Below are 17,069 nucleotides of genomic sequence, written 5' to 3' on the forward strand. Positions count from 1 at the left end.
CAGGCTGGCCGAGTCCACGTCATTGATCCTCACGTGTGTGCCACAGGCGTAGCAGGTACAGGGTGGAACCTACTATTTCATAGCGCATCTCGTAGTGGCCGACCTGAATCAGTCCGCGCTTCTTGTCTTACCTCGTATCACTCTTGGCGAACGAGAGCCAAAAAAAATGCCCGTATCTAGCGATACGGGCATTTTCAGTGGTTACGACGCTTAGACGATCAACCGGTCAAGCCCGCCTGCTGAACCAAAGTCAGCAACGGCTGCGGGTACACACCGAGGAAGAACGCCAACACGGCGATGGCCAACAGCATCACGCCGCCTGCCTTCTGTTCCCAGTGCAGCTCGGCATCGTGGCGACGCAGGTTCGGTTCCATCAGGTACAGGGTGACCATCACGCGCAGGTAGTAGAACACGCCGATGGCACTGCCCAGCACCAGGGAGCCGACCAGCCACCATTGGTGGGCCTCGACGCCGGTGGCGATGATGTAGAACTTGCCGATGAAGCCGGCGGTCAGCGGGATGCCGGCCAGGGACAGCATCATCACGGTCAGCACGGCGGTCAGGTACGGACGGCGCCAGAACAGGCCGCGGTATTCGTACAGGGCGTCGGCGTCGCGGCCGTTGTATGGCGAGGACATCAGGGTGATCACGCCGAAGGCGCCGAGGCTGGTGATCACGTAGGTGACCAGGTACACGCCGATGGCTTCCACGGCCAGGCCCTTGCTGGCGATCAGGGCGATCAGCAGGTAACCGAAGTGGGCGATGGACGAGTAACCCAGCAGACGCTTGAGGTTGCTCTGGGTCAGCGCCAGCAGGTTACCGAACAGGATCGACGCGATGGCGATGATGGTCAGTACGTTGCTCAGCACACCGCTGCTGGCCACTGGCGAGATCTGGAACAGACGCACCATCACCGCGAACACCGCCACTTTCGACGCAGTGGCCAGGAACGCCGCCACTGGCGCCGGGGCGCCTTCGTAGACGTCTGGGGTCCAGAGGTGGAAGGGCACCAGCGACAGCTTGAACGCCAGGCCGATCAACATCATGCCCAGGCCCAGTTGCGCGATCGGGCTAGGCAGGCCGGTGGCCGCCAGGGCCTGGCCGATGCCGACGAAGCTCAGGGTGCCGGCTTCGGCATAGAGCAGCGCCATGCCGAACAACAGGAACGCGGAACCGGCCGCCGACAGCACCATGTATTTGATGCCGGCTTCCAGGGAGCGCTTGTTGAAAAAGGCGTAGGCCACCAGGCCGTAGACCGGCACCGACAGCAGTTCCAGGCCGATGAACAGGCTGGCCAGGTGCTGCGCGCTGACCAGGACCAGGCCACCGGCGGCGGCCATCAGGATCAGCAGGTACAGTTCTTCGCGGTTGCCCGGGTAACCCGAACCGCCATCGCCGAGGTAGGCGTGGGCGAGGGTGACGCAGGCCAGGGTGGCGACCAGGATCAACGCCATGTACAGGCAGGCGAAGCTGTCGATCTGCAGCAACGGCGTGACCGCCAGTGGTGCGACTTTCAGGGCCGGCAAAATCGACAGCAAGGCCAGGTTCAGCCCCGCCACCGACAGCAGGAAGGTCTGTGAGTGATTGCGCCGCCAGGCGATCGCCAGCATCACCACGATGATCGTGGCGCTGGTGATCAACAGCGGCGCAAGCGCGATAAAGTGTTGAATCGTGAATTCCATAGCGCTCTTACCGGGCCGAAGCGAGTTGAGAGAAGGCGGTGCCGAGCCACTGCTGCACGCCATGCATCGTGGCGGCAGAGGTGTCGAGGAACGGTTGCGGGGAAACGCCGAGGTAAACCAGCAGCACCGCAAGGCCGAGCACCATGATCAGTTCGCGACCGTCCATGCCGCGCAGCACTTCATCCGACTTGGCCGGACCGAAGTAGGCGCGGTGGATCATGATCAACGAATAGACCGAACCGAACACCAGGCCAGAGGTGGCAATCGCCGTGATCCAAGGCGAACTGACGAACGAGCCGATCAGGATCAGGAACTCGCCGACGAAGTTACCCGTGCCCGGCAAGCCCAGGGACGCGGCTGCGAAGAACAGGCTGATGGCCGGCAGGTAGGCGATGCGCGACCAGATGCCGCCCATCTCACGCATGTCCCGGGTGTGCAGGCGTTCGTACAACTGGCCGCTGAGGATAAACAGCGCCGCCGCCGACAGGCCGTGGGCCAGCATCTGGATCACCGCGCCTTGCAGGGCCAGCTGGCTGCCGGAGTAGATCCCGATCAGCACGAAGCCCATGTGCGAGACGCTGGAGAACGCGATCAGGCGCTTGATGTCGGTCTGGGCGAATGCCAGGAACGCACCGTAGAAAATCCCGATCAGGCCCAGGGTCATGGCAATCGGCGCGAACTCCGCCGAGGCATTGGGGAACAGCGGCAAGGCAAAGCGCAGCAGACCATAGGCCGCGGTCTTGAGCAAGATACCCGCCAGGTCCACGGAACCTGCGGTCGGCGCCTGGGCGTGGGCATCCGGCAGCCAGGAGTGGAACGGCACCACCGGCAGCTTCACCGCGAAGGCGATGAAGAAGCCCAGCATCAGCACGTACTCGGTGGTCTTGGACATCTGCACTTTCAACAGGTCGGCGTAGTTGAAGGTGATCACGCCGGTGTTGTTGAAGTTGACCAGCACCAGCCCAAGGATCGCCACCAACATGATCAGGCCGGAGGCCTGGGTGAAGATGAAGAACTTGGTCGCCGCGTAGATCCGGGTTTTCTTGCCGTCCGAAGAACTGTGACCCCAGAGCGCGATGAGGAAGTACATCGGCACCAGCATCATTTCCCAGAAGAAGAAGAACATGAACAGGTCCAGCGCCAGGAACACGCCGATCACACCGCCCAGGATCCACATCAGGTTCAGGTGGAAGAAGCCGACGTGACGCTGGATCTCTTTCCAGGAGCAGAGTACCGAGAGGATACCCAGCAGGCCGGTCAGCAGGATCATCAACAGCGACAGGCCGTCGAGGGCCAGGTGTACGCTGATGCCGAAGCGCGCGATCCAGGCGTGCTTGAATTCAAGCGCCCAGGTCGGATCGGCGCCAGGGGCCGGAGCGAATGAATAGTCGCCGGTCGCCCACAGCCAGAGGCCGAGCGCGAGTTCCAGGGACATGGTCAGCAGCGCAATCCAGCGCGGGAGCGTGGAGCTGGAGCGCTCCGCGATCCAGCACAGCAGGCCGCCGATGAAGGGGATCAGGATTAGCCAGGGCAGAATCATGACGGGCTCGTTTCCTTTCGCAAGTTCGCAAGGTTCATATCAGACCGCTACCAGCACGATGGCGCCGATAACCAGCACGGCGCCAGCCGCCATGGAAGCCGCATACCAACGCAGTTGACCGGTCTCGGTACGGCTCAGGGCGGTGTGGCCGCCCTTGGCCATGCGCGGGATCAGGCCAATGGTCTGGTCGAGCGGGTCTTTGCGCAGAATGTGGCTGATCGCAAGGTATGGCTTGACGAACAGTTTGTCGTAGATCCAGTCGAAGCCCCAGGCGGCGAACCACCAGGCCGAAAGGAATCGCCCGATGCCGCTGTTGGCGACCGCCGTGACGAAACGACGCTTGCCCAGGAACAGCAGGGCGGCCAGCAGGATCCCCGCCAGGGCGATGGCGCCCGAGGCGATTTCCAGGCTGTGCTTGGCTTCGCCGCCGGCATGGCCGACGCTTTGCGGCAGCACATCGGCCAGCGGTGGGGTGATCATCGCGCCGACGAAGGTCGACAGCACGATCAGCACCGACAGTGGCAGCCAGTGGGCAATGCCGTGGCCAGCGTGGGCTTCGGTCTTGGCTTCACCGTGGAACGCGATGAAGATCAGGCGGAAGGTGTACAGCGAGGTCATGAACGCACCCACCAGGCCGGCATAGAGCAGGCCTTGGTTACCGCTGGCGAACGCTTCCCAGAGGATCTCGTCCTTGGAGTAGAAACCGGCGGTGACCAGTGGCAGGGCCGCCAGGGCCGCGCCACCGACGATGAAGCTGGCGTAGGCCAGCGGCAGTTTCTTCCACAGGCCGCCCATCTTGAAGATGTTCTGCTCGTGGTGGCAGGCAACGATCACCGCCCCGGAGGCCAGGAACAGCAGAGCCTTGAAGAAGGCGTGGGTCATCAGGTGGAAGATCGCGCCTTCCCAGGCACCGACGCCCAGGGCCAGGAACATGTAGCCGATCTGGCTCATGGTCGAATAGGCGAGGATGCGCTTGATGTCGGTCTGTACCAGGGCGGCAAAACCGGCCAGCACCAGGGTCACGCCGCCGACGATGCCTACCAGGTGCAGGATGTCCGGCGCCAGGGCAAACAGGCCGTGGGTACGGGCGATCAGGTAGACGCCCGCGGTCACCATGGTCGCGGCGTGGATCAGTGCCGAGACCGGGGTAGGGCCGGCCATCGCGTCCGCCAACCAGGTTTGCAGTGGCAGTTGCGCGGATTTACCAACGGCACCGCCCAACAGCATCAGGGTCGCCAGGACGATCCAGAAGTCACCGACCTTGAAGTGCTCGGGTGCCTTGACCAGCAGTTCCTGAATGTTCAGCGTGCCCAGTTGCTGGAACAGGATGAACAGGCCGATGGCCATGAACACGTCGCCGATCCGGGTGACGATGAACGCCTTGAGCGCCGCGTTACCGTTGTTGCGGTTGCTGTAGTAGAAACCGATCAACAGGTACGAGCACAGGCCCACGCCTTCCCAGCCGAAGTACAGGAACAACAGGTTATCGCCGAGCACCAGGAACAGCATGCTGGCGATAAAAAGGTTGGTGTAGGCGAAGAAGCGCGAGTAACCGGCTTCACCGCGCATGTACCAGGACGCGAACAGGTGGATCAGGAAACCCACGCCAACCACCACGCCCAGCATGGTGATGGACAGGCCGTCCAGGTAGAGGGCGAAGTTCGGCGTGAAGCCTTCCACCGCCATCCAGCGCCACAGCACCTGCACATACACACCGCCTTCGGGCGGGGCGACGTTGAACTGCCAGATCACGTAGGCCGTGACGAGGGCGGACAGGCCAATGGAACCCACGCCGACCAGCGCCGAAAGGTTTTCCGACCAGCGTCCACGGGAGAACGACAGCAGCAGGAAACCGATGAGGGGGAATACGAAAGTCAAAAAGATTAGGTTCATCCGCGCATCTCGCTGGCAGCGTCGATATCGAGAGTGTGGAAGCGGCGGTACAGCTGCAACAGAATCGCCAGGCCGATACTGGCCTCGGCGGCTGCCAGGCTGATCACCAGGATGAACATGATCTGTCCATCCGGCTGCGCCCAGCGAGCGCCCGCGACGATGAAGGCCAGGGCGGAGGCATTCATCATGACCTCCAGGCTCATCAGCACGAACAGAATGTTACGGCGGACCATCAGGCCGACCAGACCGAGGCAGAACAGGATGCCGGCAACCGCCAGACCATGCTCGAGAGGGATAGCAGGCATGTGATTACTCCTTCGCCTCGTTACGGCCCAAATGGAACGCCGTGACGGCTGCGGCAAGCAGCAGCATCGAGGCGAGTTCGACAGCCAGCAGGTACGGGCCGAACAGGCTGATGCCCACGGCCTTGGCGCCTACGGTGGTGTGGCCGATGGCCTGGCCGCTCTGGTGAGCGAACAGCACATACAGCAGTTCACCCAGCAGCAAGGCGGCGAGAATCACCGGCCCTGCCCAGATGCCGGGCTTGAGCCAGGAGCGTTCCTGCTGGACCGAGGCCGGGCCCAGGTTCAGCATCATCACCACGAACACGAACAGCACCATGATGGCGCCAGCGTAGGCAATCACTTCCAGGGCACCGGCGAACGGTGCGCCGAGGGCGAAGAAGGTCATGGCCACGGCGATCAGCGAAATGATCAGGTAGAGCAGGGCATGTATGGGATTGGTGTTGGTGACCACACGAAGCGTGGACACCACCGCGATACCCGATGCGAAATAGAAAGCGAATTCCATCTTTCTTCCTTAAGGCAGCAAGCTCTTCACGTTGATCGGTTCGGCTTCATTCTGCGCGGCGCCTTTCGGCTTACCGGCAATGGCCATGCCTGCAACACGATAGAAGTTGTAATCAGGGTTTTTACCGGGACCGGAAATCAGCAGATCTTCTTTCTCGTAAACCAGGTCCTGACGTTTGAACTCGGCCATTTCGAAATCCGGCGTGAGCTGGATCGCGGTGGTCGGGCACGCTTCCTCGCAGAGGCCGCAGAAAATGCAGCGCGAGAAGTTGATGCGGAAGAAGTCCGGGTACCAGCGACCGTCTTCGGTTTCAGCTTTCTGCAGCGAGATGCAACCCACCGGGCACGCCACGGCGCACAGGTTGCAGGCCACGCAGCGTTCCTCGCCGTCGGGGTCGCGGGTCAGGACGATGCGGCCGCGATAGCGCGGCGCGAGGTAGACCGGCTCTTCCGGGTATTGCAGGGTGTCGCGCTTGCGAAAGCCATGGCCGAAGATCATGACCAGGCTTCGCAGTTGGGTACCGGTACCCTTAACGATGTCGCCAATATATTTGAACATGGGTCAAATCCTCACTGAACCGCGGCCGCAGGCGCGTTCATCAAAACGATCGCAGCGGTCACCAGCATGTTGATCAGGGTCAGCGGCAGGCAGAATTTCCAACTGAAGTCCATCACCTGGTCGTAGCGTGGACGCGGGATCGAGGCGCGCAGCAGGACGAACAGCATGATGAAGAACGCGGTCTTCAGGGCGAACCAGACGAAGGACAGTTGCGGCAGGATGCCGAACGGACCGTGCCAGCCACCGAAGAACAGCGTCACCAGCAGCGCCGAGATCAGGATGATGCCGATGTACTCACCGACGAAGAACATGCCCCATTTCATGCCGGCATATTCAATGTGGTAACCGTCGGCCAGTTCCTGCTCCGCTTCCGGCTGGTCGAAGGGGTGACGGTGAGTCACGGCCACGCCAGCGATGAAGAAGGTACAGAAGCCGAAGAACTGCGGAATGATGAACCACAGGTTCTGGGCCTGGTACTCGACGATGTCGCGCATGTTGAACGAGCCGGCCTGGATCACGATGCCCATGAGCGCCAGGCCCATGAACACTTCGTAGGACACGGTCTGGGCCGAGGCCCGCAGGCTGCCCAGCAGGGCGAACTTGTTATTGCTCGACCAACCGGCGAACAGCACCGCATACACCGACAGGCCGGCCATGGCGAAGAAGAACAGCAGGCCGATGTTCAGATCCGCCACGCCCCAGGTCGGGGTGATCGGGATGATCGCGAAGGCGATCAGCAAGGCGCTCATGGCCACGACCGGTGCCAGGGTGAAGATCACCTTGTCGGCAAACGGCGGCGTCCAGTCTTCCTTGAAGAACATCTTGATCATGTCGGCGGCGATCTGGAACATGCCGAACGGGCCGACGCGGTTCGGACCGTAGCGGTCCTGCCACCAGCCCAGCAGGCGACGTTCGACGAAGCTCAGCAACGCGCCGCAGACCACCACGGCCAGCAGGATCACGATAGCCTTGAGAACCGTCAGGATCACGGCGATCACTTCGGGGGTGAACCAGCTCATTGCGCTGCCTCCTGCAGACCGTCGACGGTTTTGCCGAAAATCGCCGGCGGAATGCCCGCCAAACCGGCCGGCAAGGCCACCAGGCCGGCGCCCAGTTCTTCATTGATGCGCAGCGGCAGACGCAGGGTCTGGCCGGCAACGTTCAGGCTCAGCAGGGCGCCATCGTTGACGCCCAGGCGATCGGCTTCGGACTTGGCCAGCGCCACGTAGGCGGCCGGGATGCGTTCCTGCACCGGTGCGGCTTTGGAGGAGTTCTCTTCGCTGCCGAACAGGTGATGGAACGGCACGACCTGCCAGGTGCCCGGCGCCGGGTTGAAGGCGCGCGGCACACTGGCGAACCAGCCGAGGCCATCGCCCTGGCTTTCGATCAGGCGGGTGCCCGGGTCGCCAGCACGCAGGTGACCACCGACTTCGTCCTGGAACTTGTTCCAGGCTTGCGGCGAGTTCCAGCCCGGGGACCAGGCGAACGGCACTTGCGAGCGCGGTTCGGTGGAGCCCGAGTAACCTTCCATGGAGAACGAGAACGCAGTGTCGTTGTCCTGGGAGGTCCGTGGTTCGTGGACGCTGATGTCGGCGCGCATGGCGGTGCGACCGGAGTAGCGCAGCGGTTCGCGCGCCAGTTTCAGGCCCTTGATGCGGAACGAGGCTGATGGCGCGGCATCGACGATGCGAGCCAGTTGCGGGCTGCTCGAAGCGACGGCGGCGGTGACGTGGTCCAGTTGCGTCCAGTCGATCGGCTGGTCCAGCAGGGTGGCGCGCAGGGCGTGCAGCCAGCGCCAGCCTTCGTGAACCAGGATGCTGGCGTCCAGGTAAGTCGGGTCGAACACCTGGAAGAAGCGCTGGGCGCGACCTTCCTGGCTGACCAGTGTACCGTCGCCTTCGGCGAAGCTCGCCGCCGGCAGCACCAGGTGGGCACGGTCGGTGGTGGCGGTTTTCTGGTGGTCGGCGACGATCACCACTTTCGCGGCGCTCAGGGCGGCGTCCACGCGGGCTTTGTCGGTGCGGGTATACAGGTCGTTTTCCAGCACGACGATGGCGTCGGCACTGCCGTCGATCACCGCTTGCAGGGCCGCGTCCACCGATTCACCACCGAGCATGGCCAGGCCGAGGCTGTTGGCCTCCGGCACGATCAGGCTGATGGAACCGTTCTTCTCGCGCAGCTTCAAGGCCTTGGCGATGTTGGCGGCGGCTTCGATCAAGGCCTTGGAACCCAGGGAGGTGCCGGCGATGATCAATGGGCGCTTGGCCGCCAGCAGGGCGTCGGCGATGCGTTGGGCCAGGGCGGCGGCTTCGCTGTCCAGGCCTTCGACGGCCGGGGCGCTGGCGTCCAGGGCGTGGGCCACGGCAAAACCGATGCGGGCCAGGTCGTCCGGAGCGGCGTGGACGCATTCTTCGGCGACGTCGTCGAGCTTGGTTTCAGCGAGGCTGGCGATGAACAGCGGGTTCAGCGCGTGCTGGCCGATGTTCTTCACGGCGGCGTCGAGCCATGGCTGCACGCGCATGGCGTCGGCCATGTCCTCGGCCTTGCCCTTGACCGATTGGCGCAGGGCCAGGGCCATGCGGGCGGCGGTCTGGGTCAGGTCTTCGCCAAGGACGAACACGGCGTCGTGGTCTTCGATGTCGCGCATCGTCGGCACCGGTAGCGGACTGTCCTTGAGCACTTGCAGCACCAGGCGGATGCGTTCCAGTTCACCGGCTTCGATGCCACTGTAGAAGTGCTCGGCGCCGACCAGTTCACGCAGGGCGTAGTTGCTTTCCAGGCTGGCCCGTGGCGAGCCGATGCCGACGATGTTGCGACCGCGCAGCAGCTCGGCGGCCTTGTCCAGCGCTTCGTCCAGGCTCAGCTTGGCGCCGCCCGCCAGCTGCGGTTGGCGTGGGCGATCCTTGCGGTTGACGTAGCCATAGCCGAAACGACCACGGTCACACAGGAAATACTGGTTCACCGAACCGTTGAAGCGGTTTTCGATGCGTCGCAGTTCACCGTAGCGTTCGCCCGGGGAGATGTTGCAGCCGCTGGAGCAGCCATGGCAGATGCTCGGCGAGAACTGCATGTCCCACTTGCGGTTGTAGCGTTCGGAATGAGTCTTGTCGGTGAACACACCGGTCGGGCAGACCTCGGTGAGGTTGCCGGAGAACTCGCTTTCCAGGGTGCCGTCTTCAACGCGACCGAAGTACACGTTGTCGTGGGCGCCGAATACGCCCAGGTCGGTGCCGCCGGCGTAGTCCTTGTAGAAACGCACGCAGCGGTAGCAGGCGATGCAACGGTTCATCTCGTGGGAGATGAACGGGCCGAGGTCCTGGTTCTGGTGGGTGCGCTTGGTGAAGCGATAGCGGCGCTCGTTGTGGCCGGTCATCACCGTCATGTCTTGCAGGTGGCAGTGACCGCCTTCCTCGCAGACCGGGCAGTCGTGAGGGTGGTTGGTCATCAGCCATTCGACGACGCTGGCGCGAAACACTTTCGCCTCTTCGTCGTCGATGGAGATCCAGCTGCCGTCGGTGGCGGGGGTCATGCAGGACATGACGATCCGACCACGCTTGTCGTTCTCGTCGGTGTACTGCTTGACCGCGCACTGGCGACAAGCGCCAACGCTGCCAAGGGCGGGGTGCCAGCAGAAATAAGGAATGTCGAGGCCCAGGGACAGACATGCCTGTAACAGGTTGTCTGCGCCATCGACTTCGAGCTCTTTGCCGTCTACGTGGATAGTGGCCATGGTTCAAAGTTCTTCGTTGGCCCGGTGTCAGCGGGCGTGGCTAATGGAATCTTGTCGTTCGCGTGAATCAACACAGCCGTTTACGGCGTCATCACACGAGAAGACGAAGGGCACGGACCCTTCGTCTTTTTAAGCGTTTACGCGCCGACTACGATCGGCTTTGCCAGAGGCGGGACGACGGCGCTGGTGGGCGCGATGCCGGCTTCGAACTCTGGACGGAAGTATTTGATGGCGCTGCCCAACGGCTCCACGGCACCCGGTGCGTGAGCACAGAAGGTCTTGCCTGGGCCGAGGAAGCCCACCAGACCCAGCAGGGTCTCGATGTCGCCGGCCTGGCCTTCGCCGTTTTCAATGGCCCGCAGCAGCTTGACGCTCCAGGGCAGGCCATCGCGGCAAGGGGTGCAGAAACCGCACGACTCACGGGAGAAAAATTCTTCCATGTTGCGCAGCAGGGAAACCATGTTGACGCTGTCGTCCACCGCCATCGCCAGGCCGGTACCCATGCGGGTACCCACTTTGGCGATGCCGCCGGCGTACATTTGTGCGTCCAGGTGTTCCGGCAACAGGAAACCGGTACCGGCGCCGCCGGGCTGCCAGCACTTGAGCGTATAGCCGTCGCGCATGCCGCCGGCGTAGTCTTCGAACAGCTCGCGGCCGGTGATGCCGAACGGCAGTTCCCACAGACCAGGGTTCTTGACCTTGCCGGAGAAGCCCATGAGCTTGGTGCCCATGTCTTCACTGCCATCGCGGGCCAGGGATTTGTACCAGTCCACGCCGTCGGCAATGATCGCCGGCACGTTGCACAGGGTCTCGACGTTGTTCACGCAGGTCGGTTTGCCCCACACGCCTACGGCGGCAGGGAAGGGCGGCTTGGAGCGTGGGTTGGCGCGGCGGCCTTCCAGGGAGTTGATCAGCGCGGTTTCTTCACCGCAAATATAGCGCCCGGCGCCGGTGTGGACGAACAGCTCGAAATCGAAGCCGCTGCCCAGGATATTCTTGCCCAGCAGGCCTGCGGCCTTGGCTTCTTCCACGGCACGGTTCAGGTGCTTGGCGGCGGTGGTGTATTCGCCACGCAGGAAGATATAGCCGCGGTAGGTCTTCAGCGCACGGGCGCTGATCAGCATGCCTTCGATCAGCAGATGGGGCAGTTGCTCCATCAACATGCGGTCCTTCCAGGTGTTGGGTTCCATTTCATCCGCGTTGCACAGCAGGTAGCGGATGTTGATGGATTCGTCCTTGGGCATCAGGCCCCACTTCACGCCAGTGGGGAAGCCCGCGCCGCCACGACCTTTAAGGCCGGAATCCTTCACGGTCTGGACGATGTCGTCCTGGGCCATGTCGGTGAATGCCTTGCGCGCAGCGGCATAGCCATTCTTGGCCTGGTATTCGTCCAGCCACACGGCTTCGCCGTCGTCACGCAGACGCCAGGTCAGGGGATGGGTTTCGGCCGAACGCTGGATGCGGTTGGCGGGCCCGAAGGAAGTCAGGGTCATACGTAGCCCTCCAGCAGTTTGGCGACGCCATCTGGCTTGACGTCACCGAAGGTGTCGTCATCGATCATCAGCGCCGGGGCCTTGTCGCAGTTACCCAGGCAGCACACCGGCAGCAAGGTGAAGCGGCCGTCGGCGGTGGTCTGGCCCAGGCCGATGCCCAGTTTGCTCTGGAGCTCGCCGACCACCGATTCGTGGCCGCCGATGTAGCAGACCATGCTGTCGCAGACGCGAATGATGTGGCGGCCGACTGGCTGGCGGAAAATCTGGCTGTAGAAAGTGGCGACGCCTTCGACGTCGCTGGCCGGGATACCGAGGATCTCGCCGATGGCGTAGAGCGCGCCATCGGGCACCCAGCCACGTTCCTTCTGGACGATCTTCAAGGCTTCGATCGACGCCGCGCGCGGGTCTTCGTAGTGATGCAGCTCGTGCTCGATGGCCGAGCGCTCGGTTTCGCTCAGGGCGAAACGGTCTGTCTGGATAAGCGTGCTGTTCATGCTTAGCGGTCCACGTCGGCCATAACGAAATCGATACTACCCAGGTACGCGATCAAGTCCGCGACCATGCTGCCTTTGATCACTGAGGGGATCTGCTGCAGGTGCGGGTAGCTTGGGGTGCGAATCCGGGTGCGGTAGCTCATGGTGCCGCCGTCGCTCGTCAGGTAATAACTGTTGATGCCCTTGGTCGCTTCGATCATCTGGAAGGACTCGTTGGCCGGCATGACCGGGCCCCACGAAACCTGCAGGAAGTGCGTGATCAGGGTCTCGATGTGTTGCAGCGTGCGCTCTTTTGGCGGCGGCGTGGTCAGCGGGTGATCCGCCTTGTACGGGCCTTCCGGCATGTTGCGCATGCACTGGTCGATGATCTTGATGCTCTGGCGCATTTCCTCGACGCGAACCATGCAGCGGTCGTAGGCATCGCCGTTGGCCGCCAGCGGGACTTCGAATTCGAAGTTTTCGTAGCCGGAGTAAGGGCGTGCCTTGCGCAGGTCGAAGTCGCAACCGGTGGAGCGCAGGCCGGCACCGGTGACGCCCCATTCCAGGGCCTCCTTGGTGTTGTAGGCGGCGACCCCGACGGTACGGCCCTTGAGGATGCTGTTCTGCAGGGCGGCCTTGGTGTATTCGTCCAGGCGCTTGGGCATCCACTCGACGAAATCCTTGACCAGCTTTTCCCAGCCCCGTGGCAGATCGTGGGCAACGCCACCGATGCGGTACCAGGCCGGGTGCAGGCGGAAACCGGTGATGGCTTCGATCACCGTGTACGCCTTCTGGCGGTCGGTGAAGGTGAAGAACACCGGGGTCATGGCGCCCACGTCCTGGATATAGGTGCCCAGGAACAGCAGGTGGCTGGTGATACGGAAGAACTCGGCCATCATGATGCGGATGACGTCGACCTTCTCCGGCACCTTGATCCCGGCCAGTTTCTCCACCGAAAGCACGTACGGCAGGTTGTTCATCACCCCGCCGAGGTAATCGATGCGGTCCGTGTAGGGAATGTAACTGTGCCAGGACTGGCGTTCGCCCATCTTCTCGGCGCCACGGTGGTGGTAACCGATGTCCGGGACGCAATCGACGATTTCTTCACCGTCGAGCTGCAGGATGATGCGGAATGCACCGTGGGCCGAAGGGTGGTTCGGGCCGAGGTTGAGGAACATGTAGTCCTCGTTGGCGCCCGAACGCTTCATGCCCCAGTCTTCAGGCTTGAAGCGCGCGGCTTCTTCCTCGAGCTGTTGCTTGGCCAGGGACAGGCTGAACGGGTCGAATTCGGTGGCGCGGGCCGGGAAGTCCTTGCGCAGCGGGTGACCTTCCCAGGTCGGCGGCATCATGATGCGCGTCAAGTGCGGATGGCCGGGGAAATCGATCCCGAACATGTCCCACACTTCACGTTCGTACCAGTTGGCATTCGGCCAGATACCGGTCACGGTCGGCACGCTAAGGTCGCTTTCGGACAAGGCGACCTTGATCATTACGTCACTATTACGCTCGATCGACAGCAGGTGATAGAACACGGTGAAGTCGACGCCGTCGGGCAGCCCTTGACGCTTGGTGCGCAGGCGCTCGTCCACGCCGTGCAGGTCATAGAGCATGACGTACGGCTTGGGCAGGTTGCGCAGGAAGGTCAGGACTTCGACGAGTTTGGCACGGGCAACCCAAAGCACCGGCATGCCGGTACGGGTCGGCTGGGCGGTGAACGCCTCGGGGCCAAAACGGTTGTTCAGTTCGACGACCACATCCTGGTCGTCTGCCTTATAAGGCGGGATGTACAGAGCACTGCCTGTAGTCATGGTTATTTATCGCTTTCGGTCAACGTAAAGAATGAAGCCAGGTTCTCGTTTCTTGTACAGGAACAGAGCTGGATCAGACTTCGTCGGGGCTGCGCAGGTTGGTGACTGCGATACGCTGTTCGCGGCGCTGTTCCTTTTGCGACGGCATCTCGGCGCGATAGACGCCTTGATCACCAACGACCCAGGACAGAGGGCGACGCTCCTGGCCAATCGACTCCTGCAACAGCATCAAGCCTTGCAGGAAAGCTTCAGGGCGAGGCGGGCAGCCGGGCACGTAGACGTCCACGGGCAGGAACTTGTCCACCCCTTGAACGACAGAGTAGATGTCGTACATGCCACCGGAGTTGGCGCACGAACCCATGGAGATGACCCACTTCGGTTCGAGCATTTGCTCGTAGAGACGCTGGATGATCGGCGCCATCTTGATGAAGCAGGTTCCGGCGATAACCATGAAATCCGCCTGGCGTGGCGATGCCCGGATCACCTCGGCGCCAAAGCGCGCGATGTCGTGGGGCGCCGTGAAGGCGGTGGTCATTTCCACGTAGCAACACGAAAGGCCGAAGTTGTACGGCCACAGGGAGTTCTTGCGACCCCAGTTGACCGTGCTGTTCAGCACGTCTTCGAGCTTGCCCATGAAAATGTTCTTGTGGACTTGATCCTCTAACGGATCAGCGACGGTTTCCCGCGCGCCAATCGGGTACTGCTCGTTAGGAGCATCGGGGTCGATCCTGGTGAGATTGTATTGCATTGCCAAAGCCTCATTGTTTCAGCTTCGCTTGCCGCTTGCGCCGAGCTTCCGGAGCCCAATCAAGCGCCCCCACTCGGTAAAGGTAGACAAGACCTGCCAACAGAATTGCTATGAAAACGAGAGCTTCGACGAATCCGGTCCAGCCGCTTTCGCGGACGGACACAGACCATGCAAAGAGAAAGAGGGCTTCGATATCGAAGATCACGAACAGCATCGCGACCAGATAGAATTTGGCTGAGAGCCGCAAGCGGGCGCCACCGGTAGGCAGCATGCCGGACTCGAACGGTTCATTTTTGCTGCGGCCCCAGGCTTTTGACCCAAGCAGACTCGACACGCCGAGCATGAAGGCACACAGGCCAACGACGCCCAGAAGGAAAATGGCAAAGCCCCAGTTGTGGGCCATGAGTCCTGTCGCTTCGGACATGCTGGAAATCCTTAACAGAGAGCAAAGGTCTCTGAGCTTGAATGAAATAACGCAGTGACGATATGTCGCAGCAATCAATCGCGGTGATTTTATGGCTAAACACCGGGCAAGTAAAATTCCTATGGCGAAATTATTTATTGGAATAAGGACATAGCGCACCTCCAGGACCCTGCGGCCCCGGCCCCGTGGGCGTTGGCCGGTTATTCATCAATAATATTTCGTGCGGAATGTAACAATGATAACGACTTCCAAATGATAATTATTATTATCTATACCGGCCTTTTCTACAGTGCACTTAGTATCGTGTCTGAAAGGCTGTCTTAATCGTCGCTACTGCAATTGTCAGCGTCGGACGTTTTACTCCTTTTCGGACTGCCCAATACTGCGTTCGATCAATTTTTCTAGCGCTGCGTCGAAGTTTTATGGGGGGCTGCTCCCGTGGAAGCCAGGCTTGCTCGCGATGTCGGCAACGCAGTCCCGAGGCAGACTGCCTTATCGCTCATCACAGCCAAGCCTGGCTCCCACAGGTGCAGGCTTGCTCTTACAGCGTAGGTGGCTTCAAAGAAAACGGGTAAAAAAACCTCGGTCATCAGATCGAGGTCACCCAGCCGAGCCAATCCAGAAACCGCGCCCGGGGCATTGGAGCGTTAAGCGAAACCGCTTTGCCCGCAAAAAATCGGCATGAGGCTCGGCCTAGAGCCTTGAAGGATTGATGGCAAATAGCTATCTTTGTCGCTCGCTCATCTAATCATCTATATCAATATGGTTAGACAATCGCTCCCTTCATAGATAGCTGCGTCAGTTCTCATCGTTCGCGGCTGATTACCAAAGGAATGTCATGAATTCTTGGTTCGCGAATATGAGCGTTATGCTCAAGTTGGCTTTGGGCTTTGCCGTTGTGCTGCTTCTGACCGCTGTCCTTGCCGTGACCGGCTGGTTCAGCCTGGGAAAAATGATCGAGCGCACTGATCGAATGACCAGCATTACCGAGCTCGGCAACCGTCTTGATCACCTGCGCAGGGCTCGCTTGCAATACCAGCTGGACAAGGGCGATGAGCAAAAGGGGGCATTGATCCAGGAATCGTTGGAACAGTTTGTCGCCAAGCAGAAAAGCCTGGCAAACGAGTTGAAAAAACCCGAAAACCTGAAAAAACTTGCGCTGATCGAGCAGGCCAGCACGCAGTATCAAGTGGCACTGAATACGATGCGCGAGGCTTATCGCAATGATGCCGCCATGCGCAAGGAGATGGGCGTCAATGCGGTCAAGGGCGCCGCGCTGATCGCCAAGGTCATCAGTGACGTAGAAGCAATGCCTGCCTCGGATGAGCGCCGTTTCGAGTTGTACCGGATCATCCTCAAGGCCAAAGAGGACGTGGCGCTGGTGCGTTATGAAGTGCGTGGCTACACCGGCAACCCCAACAGCACTACCGAACAAGCCGCCAACCGCCAGCTCGAAAATGCGCTCAAGGGCATTGAAACCCTCAACAGCGCTTTCGGCCCGACCTATGCCGACACTATCAAGCAACTGGAAACCGCACTGATTGCATACCGCCGTTCGGTGCAGGACTTCACCGCCAGTAACCAGGCCATTGGCAAGGCCGTGCAGGACACCATCGATTTGGGTGACACTATCACCCGTTTGTCTGACGAAATGTATGCCAGCCAACTGGTTTCCCGTGACGAAGACAGCGCCCAGGCCCGCCTCCTGCAACTGAGCTGTACTGCCCTGGCGATGCTGTTGGGGATTCTTGCGGCCATGATCATCACTCGCCAGATTACGCGGCCGTTGCAGGACACATTGGCTGTGGTCGATCGCATTGCAGCAGGCGACCTCACGCAAGACATGGTCGTGACCCGGAGTGACGAGCTGGGTGTCTTGCAGCAAGGTATTCAGCGCATGGGCACCACGT

13 protein-coding genes and 2 pseudogenes are annotated in these 17,069 nt (G+C 61.4%); 1 reads left to right on the forward strand and 14 read right to left on the reverse strand.

The window, feature by feature from the left end; translation table 11 throughout:
• Window positions 1-19: 19 nt before the first annotated feature.
• From LOY70_RS11180 to LOY70_RS11245, 14 genes and pseudogenes are all read right to left on the reverse strand, one after another.
• Window positions 20-109 (reverse strand): annotated as a pseudogene (locus LOY70_RS11180) (type II toxin-antitoxin system RelE/ParE family toxin); the annotation flags it as partial.
• 109 nt (window positions 110-218) lie between these two features.
• Entirely contained in the window at window positions 219-1,682 is a 1,464-nt protein-coding gene (gene nuoN, locus LOY70_RS11185) for an NADH-quinone oxidoreductase subunit NuoN (protein WP_025212979.1), read from the reverse strand.
• Window positions 1,683-1,689: 7 nt separating this feature from the next.
• Window positions 1,690-3,222: an NADH-quinone oxidoreductase subunit M gene (gene nuoM, locus LOY70_RS11190; RefSeq protein ID WP_265036608.1), complete on the reverse strand. Its 1,533-nt coding sequence runs from the start codon at window positions 3,220-3,222 to the stop codon at window positions 1,690-1,692.
• A gap of 39 nt (window positions 3,223-3,261) precedes the next feature.
• On the reverse strand, window positions 3,262-5,115 hold the full coding sequence (gene nuoL / locus LOY70_RS11195) for an NADH-quinone oxidoreductase subunit L (protein ID WP_265036611.1): 1,854 nt from the start codon (window positions 5,113-5,115) through the stop codon (window positions 3,262-3,264).
• On the reverse strand, window positions 5,112-5,420 hold the full coding sequence (gene nuoK / locus LOY70_RS11200; protein ID WP_003180046.1) for an NADH-quinone oxidoreductase subunit NuoK: 309 nt from the start codon (window positions 5,418-5,420) through the stop codon (window positions 5,112-5,114). Before nuoK ends, nuoL begins: the two co-directional genes overlap by 4 nt.
• Before the next feature lie 4 nt (window positions 5,421-5,424).
• Window positions 5,425-5,925 carry an NADH-quinone oxidoreductase subunit J gene (gene nuoJ, locus LOY70_RS11205; protein ID WP_025212982.1) on the reverse strand — a complete coding sequence of 167 codons (501 nt, stop codon included), beginning with the start codon at window positions 5,923-5,925 and terminating at the stop codon, window positions 5,425-5,427.
• A 9-nt stretch (window positions 5,926-5,934) separates the two neighbouring features.
• Complete coding sequence (gene nuoI, locus LOY70_RS11210) at window positions 5,935-6,483, reverse strand: NADH-quinone oxidoreductase subunit NuoI (RefSeq protein ID WP_003180051.1); 549 nt, start codon at window positions 6,481-6,483, stop codon at window positions 5,935-5,937.
• A gap of 11 nt (window positions 6,484-6,494) precedes the next feature.
• Window positions 6,495-7,502, reverse strand: a complete 1,008-nt coding sequence (gene nuoH / locus LOY70_RS11215) for an NADH-quinone oxidoreductase subunit NuoH (RefSeq protein ID WP_025212983.1) — start codon at window positions 7,500-7,502, stop codon at window positions 6,495-6,497.
• Window positions 7,499-10,213: an NADH-quinone oxidoreductase subunit NuoG gene (nuoG, locus tag LOY70_RS11220; protein WP_265036621.1), complete on the reverse strand. Its 2,715-nt coding sequence runs from the start codon at window positions 10,211-10,213 to the stop codon at window positions 7,499-7,501. The genes nuoH and nuoG overlap by 4 nt, the downstream gene beginning before the upstream one ends.
• 137 nt (window positions 10,214-10,350) lie before the next feature.
• Window positions 10,351-11,706 carry an NADH-quinone oxidoreductase subunit NuoF gene (nuoF, locus tag LOY70_RS11225; RefSeq protein ID WP_060741547.1) on the reverse strand — a complete coding sequence of 452 codons (1,356 nt, stop codon included), beginning with the start codon at window positions 11,704-11,706 and terminating at the stop codon, window positions 10,351-10,353.
• Complete coding sequence (gene nuoE / locus LOY70_RS11230) at window positions 11,703-12,200, reverse strand: NADH-quinone oxidoreductase subunit NuoE (protein WP_092196990.1); 498 nt, start codon at window positions 12,198-12,200, stop codon at window positions 11,703-11,705. Before nuoE ends, nuoF begins: the two co-directional genes overlap by 4 nt.
• 2 nt (window positions 12,201-12,202) lie before the next feature.
• On the reverse strand, window positions 12,203-13,987 hold the full coding sequence (gene nuoC / locus LOY70_RS11235) for an NADH-quinone oxidoreductase subunit C/D (RefSeq protein WP_123341686.1): 1,785 nt from the start codon (window positions 13,985-13,987) through the stop codon (window positions 12,203-12,205).
• A 73-nt stretch (window positions 13,988-14,060) separates the two neighbouring features.
• Entirely contained in the window at window positions 14,061-14,735 is a 675-nt protein-coding gene (locus LOY70_RS11240) for a NuoB/complex I 20 kDa subunit family protein (protein WP_025212987.1), read from the reverse strand.
• Between the two features lie 10 nt (window positions 14,736-14,745).
• The gene (locus LOY70_RS11245; protein ID WP_003203367.1) at window positions 14,746-15,159 is read right to left on the reverse strand and encodes an NADH-quinone oxidoreductase subunit A; all 414 of its coding nucleotides are present in this window, start codon (window positions 15,157-15,159) and stop codon (window positions 14,746-14,748) included.
• Window positions 15,160-16,132: 973 nt separating this feature from the next.
• Between LOY70_RS11245 and LOY70_RS30145 the strand changes: the two are divergent.
• Window positions 16,133-17,017: pseudogene (locus tag LOY70_RS30145) on the forward strand (methyl-accepting chemotaxis protein); the annotation flags it as partial.
• Window positions 17,018-17,069 lie beyond the last annotated feature (52 nt).

Origin of the sequence: Pseudomonas sp. B21-054 (genome assembly GCF_026016345.1) — a bacterium.
Lineage (GTDB): Bacteria > Pseudomonadota > Gammaproteobacteria > Pseudomonadales > Pseudomonadaceae > Aquipseudomonas.